The sequence below is a fragment of the Corallococcus sp. CA053C genome, from assembly GCF_003611675.1.
Taxonomy (GTDB): domain Bacteria; phylum Myxococcota; class Myxococcia; order Myxococcales; family Myxococcaceae; genus Corallococcus.
The window spans coordinates 1-8,570 of the sequence record NZ_RAWA01000426.1; the positions used below are offsets into that span (position 1 = coordinate 1).

Consider the following 8,570-nt stretch of genomic DNA (forward strand, 5'->3'; position numbering starts at 1 on the left):
GGGATGGAGGAACAAGGGTGGCGGGGGCTGTTCGCCGCGGTTCTCCTGGGCCTGCCGGCGGTGGCGGGCGCGGAGCCGGTGGACGAGGCGGCGCAGGTCTCCACGGAGGACGGTGAGGGTTCGACGGAGTCACTGGACGGCGCGGTGGCGCAGGCGATGCCCACGGGCGCGCAGGGGCCGGTGATGGGCGCGCCGGAGCAGGTGGATGATCCGAGCGCGCCGGTGCCGGACGCGGCGGTGCCGGGCGCGAAGAAGCCCAAGAAGAACAAGGGTCCCAAGGCGGACACGCTGGGCGAGGCGCCCGACGAAGCGGACCAGACGGACGACAAGGACAAGCAGGCGCAGCGCATCCGCGTGTTCGGCCGCGTGTACGCGCAGGCGAGCGCCGACGAGCGGGAGAAGTACGAGCGGTCGCTGGGCATCGAGTCGGCGCGCGTGGGCGTGGCCGCGTCGCTGCCCAACCTTGAAGCGGAGGTGAGCGCGGACCTCGCGTCCAAGTCGATCCTCAAGGACGCCTTCGTGCGGCTGGCGGACGACGCCAAGCGCCTGCGGCTGTACGCGGGCCGCTTCAAGTCCCCCTTCCTCCAGCGCTCGCTGGAGTCGTCGTGGACGCTGCCCCTGCAGGGTCGCGGCCTCGTGGAGGACTACCTCACGGACACCAACGGGCTGGGCGGCCGGCGTCTGGGATTGATGGGCGAGGTGCGGCTCAAGGAGGCCTGGGGCCTGAAGCTGTCGGCGGGCCTCTTCGAGGGTGGCGAAGGTCCCCAGGGTGAGCGGCTGAGCGAGGACGGCGCGGCGCGCCTGAGCGTGCGGCCCTTCAAGTTCCTCACCGTGGGCGCGAGCACGTACCTCACGCAGGTCATCGACGGGACGAAGCGGCACGCGACGGCGGCGGACGCGGAATTGACGTTGTGGGGTCTGTCATTGACGGGAGAGGTGGCGACGGGCCGGCTGGCCTTGGGACCGTTCATGTCGCAGTCGGTGCTGGCGTATTGGACGGTGCCGGTGGGGCACGAGGGTTGGGCGGTGCAACCCGTGGTGGGCGCGGAGGCGTTGCAGTTGCAGGGCGGCATCCAGGCGCAGGGGCACGCGGTGACGGGGGGGCTCAACATCCTGCTGGCGGATTCCTTCAAGGCACAGGTCCAGGCCGAGCGCGCGTTGCGGCCCGGGGACGTGGAGCCCGCCCTTGAGCTGTCATTGCAGCTCGCCACCCGCTTCCGGTGAGGAGACACGATCATGCTCTCGTTCGCTGAAGGCGAAGTCACCAAGTTGCGCCGTGAATTCAAACGCGTGCTGGACGGCACCGACGCCGCGGCGGTGTGCGCGCGGCTGTCGCAGGAGTTGGGCGGGTGCCTGCCGCCGCCCACGCGCATCGTGTCGGTGTACTTCGACAAGCAGGGTTATCCGCTGGCGGAGCGCGCGATGCTCACGCCGGACAACTGTCTCAAGGTGAGGACGAAGGAGTACTCGCCGGACGTGGGCGCGGGGGGCCGCGAGCGCGTGGTGCTGGAGGTGAAGCGCGAGCGCGGCGGGCTCACGCAGAAGCGGCGCGTGTGGGTGCCTCGCGCGGAGCTGGGCCGGGCGATTCGCGGGGGCGTGAGCCTGTTGCCGCTCATCGCGGGCGGCAGCCTCGCGCCGGTGCTGGCGGTGACGTACCGGCGGCACGTGTATCAGGTGTCTCAGTCGTGGCGGGTGACGGTGGACCGGAACATCGGGTTCCACGCGGTGTCGCCGGAGCTGGCGTTGTCGCCCACGGCGCTGACGGTGGAGCGGCTGGGGCTTCCGGCGTGGGAGGACTCGCGGGTGGTGTTGGAGGTGAAGCACCTTGGGGCGGAGCTGCCCGAGTGGCTGGCGGCCCTCAATCCGGGGGGCGCGCCGGCCTACAGCAAGTTCGCGGAAGGAATGGCGAGGGTGCATGCCTTCGCCGCTGCAGGGGTTGGGGTTGCAAGGGGATAGGTCACCGTGTTCATCGATTTCGAAGGCATTGACGGCAGCGGCAAGACGACACTTTCCAACCTGCTCGCCGCGCGGCTCAAGCGGCTGGGCTACAAGGTGGCGCATGCGCGGGAAGGCGGCGAATTGCAGTCACCCACCGCCCGCCGCATCCGGGAGCTGACGCGCGACGCGCGCCTGCTGGAGATGGGCCCGCGCGCCGAGTTCTTCCTCAACCTGGCGCGGGATGCGCAGCAATTGGAGGAGGTCATCGCGCCCGCGCTCGGCCGGGGCGAGGTGTGCATCACCGACCGCTACCTGTATTCGCAGCTCGCGCTGACGGGCGGAGGCCGGGGCCTGAAGGAAGACGCGCTCCTGCCGTCCTGCGAGCTGGCGTCGCAGGGGCTGTGGCCGGACCTGGTCATCCTGGTGGATGTGGATCCGGACCTGGCGCGGCTGCGCAAGCGGCTGGGCAAGCTGCAGGGCGGGCGCGCGCAGGACACGGACAGCCGCAAGGGCCTGGTGGGCGCGGGGCTGGCGGTGCGCGTGCGCGAGGCGTTCCTGGAGCAGGCCCGGAGGGATCCGCGGCGGTGGATCATCCTGGAGAACAATGATCAGCCCCTGCGCGTGCTGGAGCAGCGCCTGGTGGAGGCGGTGGTGGCGCGGCTGGAGGGTCGCGAGCAGCCGGTGCAGCGGCTGGTCCCCGCCCCTGCCCTGCCGCTTCCGGGCGTGGCGACGGTGGACGACGTGGAGGCGCGCTTCTTCCATGCGCTGGACGCGTTGGAGGCGCGGGAGCCGCAGCTCGCGGCGTGGCTGCTCAATGGCATCCCGGGGCTGCCCGCGCACCAGCGGCGGCTGGCGTACGCGGAGCGGCTGCCGGGGCTCGTGGCGCGCAGCCTGACCGGCCTGGATGACGACACGGCGTGGACGCTGCGCGAGGTGCTGGCGGCGAGCGTGCCGGTGGACGTGGCGGAGGGGCTGGGGTTCGTCACCTCTCCCCGCTCGCATGCGCTGCGGCAGCGGCTGTACGCGCAGGCACCGCAGGCGGTGCTGGCGGGGCTCAAGCGCCAGGACTCGCCCGAGGCGTGGGCGCTGCGCGAGCGGGGCATGAAGGACGGCCACCTCGCGGACGTGCTCGTGGGGTTCGCGGGCGTGGACGGCGAGGAGTCCTGGGTGGTGCGCGAGGCCGGCATGCAGCGCAAGCTGTACGCGGAGGTGGCGCGCAGCCTGGGCGGCCTGGCCACGGAGCGCGCGGACGCGCTGCGCGAGGTGCTGGTCAAGTACGACCGGCTGGCGGTGCTGAAGAGCACCACGGGCCTGGAGACGCCGCTGGCGGTGGGGCTGCGCGAGCAACTGGAGAAGAAGGCGCTGAAGCTGGTGCTGCGTTCGCTCAGCGGGGTGGACTCGCCGAAGGCCTGGGCGATGCGCGAGCGGGGAGCGCTGCTGACGAAGGAGGCGCTGGATTCGGTGGATGGGATGGATGATCCGCGCGCGTGGAAGCTGCGGGCCTCGGCGGCGCGCCGGTGGCCGGCGACGGTGGTGTCCTCGATGAAGGGGCTGCCGCTGGTGGCGGAGACGCGGGCGCTCCTGGACCGGGTGCTGGAGGAGCAGGCCGGGAAGCTGCCGGTGTTGCGCAACGCCTATGCGGTGGTGGCGCAGGCCCGGGCGATGGAGCAGGCGGCTCGCGGGGTGCGGCCCGCGGTGGAGACGTCCAGGACCGAGCTGGGACGGCAGGAGGCATGACGCCCATGGAAGGTCCGTTCGGGGCGGTGTTCCAGGAGGTGGAGCGGGAGTTCCAGTCGCTGTCGATGGCCTCGGTGCTTCCCCGGCTGCTGGCGGCGGCGTTCATCGGAGCGCTGCTGTCGTCGCGGCCCTGGCGGCTGGTGATGGGCAAGCCGCTGCCGAAGTCGGAGATGGTGCAGGCGCAGATCCTGCTCTGCGCCGCGGCGGCGGTGATCACGGCGGTGATTGGGGACAGCGTGGCGAAGGCGTTCGGCCTCGTGGGGCTGGGCGGGTTCGTGCGGTTCCGCTCGGGGCTGAAGGACCCGCGCGACGCGGCCATCCTGTTCCTGGTGATTGGCCTGGGCATGGCGTGCGGTCACGGCAACCTGGTGCTGGCGAGCGTGGGCACGGGGTTCGTGATGGTGCTGCTGCTGGTGCTGGACCTGTTCGAGAAGAAGGAGAAGCCCGCGGGGGTGAAGCAGCGGCTGGTGTTGTCGGCGCAGTCGGACGACCTGGTGGGCGCGGAGGCGACGCTGCGCAAGGCGCTGGGCGAGCGCAACGTGATGGTGAGGAGCTGCGCGTTGGACTTCTCCGCGCGGCGGTTGGAGTTCGAGGTCGAGGAGCCTGAGCCCGGGACCCTGGCGGCGGCGCTGGGACGGACGGAAGGCGCGCCCCTGCGGGGGCTGCGGTGGACGGCGGTGAGCGCGAAGGGCGCGCGGGAGGAGATGGCATGAAGTTCAGGAAGCTGGCCGCGCTGGTCGCGGCGTGTGGAGCACTGGCGGCGTGTGGTGGCGGAGGCAGCAGCCTGCCCACGGGGGACAATCCGGGAGAGGCCACGACGAACCCGGACGGTTCGGTGGACCTGCCGGGGAGCGCGGTGGATCCAGACGGGACGAAGCCGGATCCGAAGGCCGAGTACACCTCGCTGTGGCCGCTGACGCAGGGCTCGACGTGGACCTATCGCATCACGGACCCGGTGAACGGGGTGTTCAACAAGACGGTGACGGTGCTGGGCCCGGAGACGGTGCCAGACACGCAGATGACGGCGGTCAAGGTGCACAGCAAGCAGGACCGCACGGCGACGACGGGCACGGTGTACGAGGAGAACTCGTGGCAGCTGGAGCTGACCAACGGCCTGGTGGTGCGCCTGCGCGAGGAGGACCTCACCGACGGCCTGCGCACGAGGGCGACGACCTGGTCCCCGGCGATGATGAAGTCACTGGCGACGGCGCCGGCCTCCGTACCCTGGGAGCACCAGGACGCGGTGCGCGAGCTGATCACCTATGACGCGGGCGGCACGGAGGGGAAGGATCCGACGTACGTGTGGAAGGTGCTCGCGAAGGACGTGACGGTGACGACACCCGCGGGCACGTTCACCAACGCCATCAAGGTCCAGCGCGACAAGCTGAACAAGAGCGGCGAGGTGAAGGAGGAGAAGCAGCGTCTGTACTGGCTCGTCCCCGGCGTGGGCAAGGTCCGCGAGGAGGGCGAACGGACGGAGGAGCTGGTTTCGTCGGATGTGAAGAAGCCGTAAGGGATTGATTGAGGTGGGACTGGGCTGGAGGGCTGTTGGCGCCAGCCTCTACGCCTCAATCAGTGACGGGGCTTCTTCGGCTTGCCTCGCACCTCCAACTGCTTGCGCGTCCTCTCAATCTCCGCGGCAAGCACCCGCTCCTTGGGCAGCGCTGTCTGGTACTCGGCTGCGAGCACCTTGTTCGGCAGCCCCTCCAGCGCGTACTTCGCCACGGCACTGTCCTTCTCGGCGCAGAGGATGAGCCCCACCGGCGGGTTCTCGCCGGGCAGCGTCCAGTGCTGGCGCGCGTAGTTGAGGTACAGGTGCATCTGTCCCGCATCCGCGTGGGTGAATTTCCCCAGCTTCAGGTCGATGATGACGAGGCAGCGCAGCCGACGGTGGAAGAACAGCAGGTCGAGGCGGTACCACGCATCCCCGACCCGCAGCCGCCGCTGGCGTCCCACGAAGGTGAAGTCTCCGCCCAGTTCCAGCAGGAACTCCTCCAGCTTCTCGATGAGCGCGGCCTCCAGCTCGCTCTCGGAGTACTCGTCCTTCAGACCGAGGAACTCCAAGACGTAAGGGTCCCGCACCTGTTCTTCCAGCGAGACGGCATCCTCGGGCTGGGCTACCGCTCCTTTGCGGAGCACCTCGGCCTTGTTCCGGGAGAGTGCCGTGCGTTCGTAGAACTGGCTTCCAATCTGCCGGTCCAGTTGCCGCACCGTCCATCCTCCCCGCAGCGCCTCCGCCTCGTAGAAGATCCGGGCCTCTCGTTTGCGCACGGACAGCAACCGGACGTAGTGGGACCAAGGCAGTGGGAAGCGGGAGGCCAGAGGGAAGGTGCTTTCCACCTTCGCCAATTGTCCAGACGATGTCTGGACAATCGACTGGCCGGGTTCATCCGCAGGTCCCGGAGTCGAAGCCGGCAGACAGTCCCGATACGCGAGAAAGAATGCCCTCATCTGGAAGAGATTGGCGCGGCCGAAGCCCCGGCCGAAACGGCTGCTCAAATCTCGTGACAGTTGGAGGACCAACTCCTCTCCATAACCCGCACGTGCCGCCCCACGCTGTTCCTGCTCTACCAAACGGCGTCCGATGGCCCAGTAGGTCGCCGTCATGACGGCATTGACGGAGCGCGCGGAGGCATATCGCGCGGCCTCCACCAGCCGCGACAGGTCCGCGAGCACCTCGTCGTAGCTCGGCTCCTTCTGCGACTCCTTCGTCTTGCGTGGCACGGCGCGCAGCGTGCCCTTCAGGCAGCGCGCAGACAAGGGCGCGCGTCATGCTGCCGCAGCCTCTCGAGGAGTTCGTGTCCTCGCACTACTGAGACTCAGGCCGCCGCGCTGCCGTACGACACGCGCAGGCCCTGATGCGTCACCGTGATGAACGGGCGCCCCATCCAGCCGCAGTGCCGACAGACCGCGTTCGGACCCCTTGCCGTGACCTTCACCGGCAGGTCCGCCTCGCACACGGGGCACCCTTCAGGGATGGTGTACTCGCGGGTTTCGGAGTGGACTTCGGTCATTCTTCACGGGTAACGCAGCGGCCGGGTCCTGCAAGCCGGGCACCCCGACACCGTGAAGGCCCGCCCTGCAATGCCTGCCCGTCTGCCCTGCGGACCACCCCAGCGAGCACCCGCGCTCCTGCCATCTGCCTGCGGACTCTTTTCTGGATGAACGTTTGGCCATGAACGGTTGCGGTCCGGTCCCGAATGTCTCGGGCCGGAGGATTCATGGACCGGACGAAGTCTCTATCGCTCGCTGCCCTGGCTGCCCTGCTCGTCGTGGGGTTCGCTTCGGGTGACGCGCTCGCCCTGCCGCGGGATCCGTATCTCCAGCGCGTGGGGCCCGACACGGCGACGGTGGCGTTCCGGCTCGCGGCGAACTGCTCCGCGGCCCAGGTCCGCTATGGCGTGGGGGACACCAACTCGGTCGCTCGCTCCACGGCCACGGCCCGCATCCATGCCGTGGTCCTCACCGGCCTGACTCCCGGCACCACCTATACGTACTCCGTGGATGCCTGCGGTGAGACGACCCCCGCGAAGACCTTCGGCACCGCTCCCGTCCCGGGCACCCGACGCGTGCACTTCGCCGCCGTGGGCGACTTCGGCACCGGGGGCAGCGACCAGAAGAAGGTCGCCCAATCCATGCTCACGAACCGGCCCGACCTGTTCGTGGCCCTCGGCGACAACGCCTATGCGTCCGGCACCGAGGCCGAATTCCAGACGAACCTCTTCGCCCCCATGGCCGCCCTGCTCGCGCAGGTGCCCATGTTCGCCACCCCCGGCAATCACGAGTACGTGACCAACGAGGCCCAGCCCTACCTGGACAACCTCTACCTGCCCACCAACAACGCCGAAGGCTCGGAGCGCTACTACTCCTTCGACTGGGGCCACGTGCACTTCGTCTCCATCGACTCCAACTGCGCCGTGGGCCTGGCGTCCGCGTCCAAGTGCACGCTCGCCGCGCAGAAGGCCTTCGTGGAGAAGGACCTCGCCGCCACCACGCAGCCCTGGAAGGTCGTCTTCTTCCACCACCCGTCCTGGTCCAGCGGCGAGCACGGCTCACAGCTCACCATGCGCCGCCAGTTCGGCCCGCTGTTCGAGAAGTACGGCGTGGACCTGGTCCTCACCGGCCACGACCACGACTACGAGCGCAGCAAGCCCATGCTCGGCGACGCCGAGGCCAGCAAGACCGAGCGCGGCATCCCCTACCTCGTCGTCGGCGGCGGTGGCGCCACCCTGCGCGCGTTCGCCACCTCGCGTCCGTCCTGGAGCGTGCTGCGCGATGACGCGGCCCACGGGTTCCTCGACGTGGATGTCGTGGAGGGCACCCTCACCGCGAAGCTCGTGAAGACGGACGGCGGCGTGCTCGACAGCTTCTCCCTCACCAAGCAGCTGCCGGCGCCGCCCGAACAGCCCCGGGGCACGCTGAACGTCAGCGTCGACAGCGCCAGCGGCGCCGCACCCCACAAGGCCACGTTCGTCGCGACCGCCTCCCAGCCGGACACCACCGTCGCCTGGGACTTCGGGGACGGCACCACCGCCCAGGGCGCCCAGGTGGACCACGTCTACGCCCAGGCCGGCGACTACACCGTGACGGCCACCGCCACCGCCCAGGGCGCCGCGCCCCTGACGGCCACCACCCAGGTCACCGTGACGGCCAGCGGCACCCCCACCCCGGGGACCGGCACGGACCCGGGCACCGGCACCGCGCCGGGCACCACCGACCCGCGTCCGGGGGTCCCCTCGACGCCGACGACGCCCGGGCTCTCCCCCGGAGAGGGTGACGAAGGGCAGGGAGGCGGAGGGTGTGCCGCCGGCCCCTCGGCTGCCCTGATTCCCGCGGCCGCCGTCCTCATCACCGGCCTCGTCCGCCGTCGTCGCCGGAACCGCTGACCCTTAAGC

General features: G+C 70.1%; 8 protein-coding genes. 6 read left to right on the top strand and 2 right to left on the bottom strand.

Going from position 1 to position 8,570, the window contains the following annotated elements; all coding sequences use genetic code 11:
* From D7V97_RS36030 to D7V97_RS36050, 5 genes are all read left to right on the top strand, one after another.
* A partial coding sequence (locus D7V97_RS36030) for a hypothetical protein (RefSeq protein ID WP_233583435.1) occupies window positions 1-1,224 on the top strand: 1,224 nt, incomplete at its 5' end.
* Between the two features lie 12 nt (window positions 1,225-1,236).
* Window positions 1,237-1,956: a VTC domain-containing protein gene (locus tag D7V97_RS36035; RefSeq protein WP_120615153.1), complete on the top strand. Its 720-nt coding sequence runs from the start codon at window positions 1,237-1,239 to the stop codon at window positions 1,954-1,956.
* A gap of 6 nt (window positions 1,957-1,962) precedes the next feature.
* Entirely contained in the window at window positions 1,963-3,675 is a 1,713-nt protein-coding gene (gene tmk, locus D7V97_RS36040) for a dTMP kinase (RefSeq protein WP_120615154.1), read from the top strand.
* Between the two features lie 5 nt (window positions 3,676-3,680).
* Window positions 3,681-4,388 carry a DUF4956 domain-containing protein gene (locus D7V97_RS36045; RefSeq protein WP_120615157.1) on the top strand — a complete coding sequence of 236 codons (708 nt, stop codon included), beginning with the start codon at window positions 3,681-3,683 and terminating at the stop codon, window positions 4,386-4,388.
* The gene (locus tag D7V97_RS36050) at window positions 4,385-5,188 is read left to right on the top strand and encodes a hypothetical protein (protein ID WP_120615158.1); all 804 of its coding nucleotides are present in this window, start codon (window positions 4,385-4,387) and stop codon (window positions 5,186-5,188) included. Before D7V97_RS36045 ends, D7V97_RS36050 begins: the two co-directional genes overlap by 4 nt.
* Window positions 5,189-5,247: 59 nt before the next feature.
* Here D7V97_RS36050 and D7V97_RS36055 read toward each other — a convergent pair whose 3' ends face one another.
* Entirely contained in the window at window positions 5,248-6,435 is a 1,188-nt protein-coding gene (locus D7V97_RS36055; protein ID WP_233583436.1) for a YhcG family protein, read from the bottom strand.
* Window positions 6,436-6,494: 59 nt separating this feature from the next.
* Window positions 6,495-6,689 (bottom strand): hypothetical protein, encoded by a 195-nt coding sequence (locus D7V97_RS36060; RefSeq protein WP_120615155.1) that lies wholly within the window; start codon window positions 6,687-6,689, stop codon window positions 6,495-6,497.
* Window positions 6,690-6,896: 207 nt separating this feature from the next.
* Between D7V97_RS36060 and D7V97_RS36065 the strand changes: the two genes are divergently transcribed.
* Window positions 6,897-8,561: a metallophosphoesterase gene (locus D7V97_RS36065; protein ID WP_120615156.1), complete on the top strand. Its 1,665-nt coding sequence runs from the start codon at window positions 6,897-6,899 to the stop codon at window positions 8,559-8,561.
* The last annotated feature ends 9 nt before the right edge of the window (window positions 8,562-8,570 follow it).

Bases quoted from the DNA above. Each gene is read 5' to 3' on its own strand.
- D7V97_RS36050 (WP_120615158.1), top strand. From the start codon at position 4,385: ATGAAGTTCAGGAAGCTGGCCGCGCTGGTCGCGGCGTGTGGAGCACTG.
- D7V97_RS36065 (WP_120615156.1), top strand. From the start codon at position 6,897: ATGGACCGGACGAAGTCTCTATCGCTCGCTGCCCTGGCTGCCCTGCTC.
- D7V97_RS36035 (WP_120615153.1), top strand. From the start codon at position 1,237: ATGCTCTCGTTCGCTGAAGGCGAAGTCACCAAGTTGCGCCGTGAATTC.
- D7V97_RS36045 (WP_120615157.1), top strand. From the start codon at position 3,681: ATGGAAGGTCCGTTCGGGGCGGTGTTCCAGGAGGTGGAGCGGGAGTTC.
- D7V97_RS36060 (WP_120615155.1), bottom strand. From the start codon at position 6,689: ATGACCGAAGTCCACTCCGAAACCCGCGAGTACACCATCCCTGAAGGG.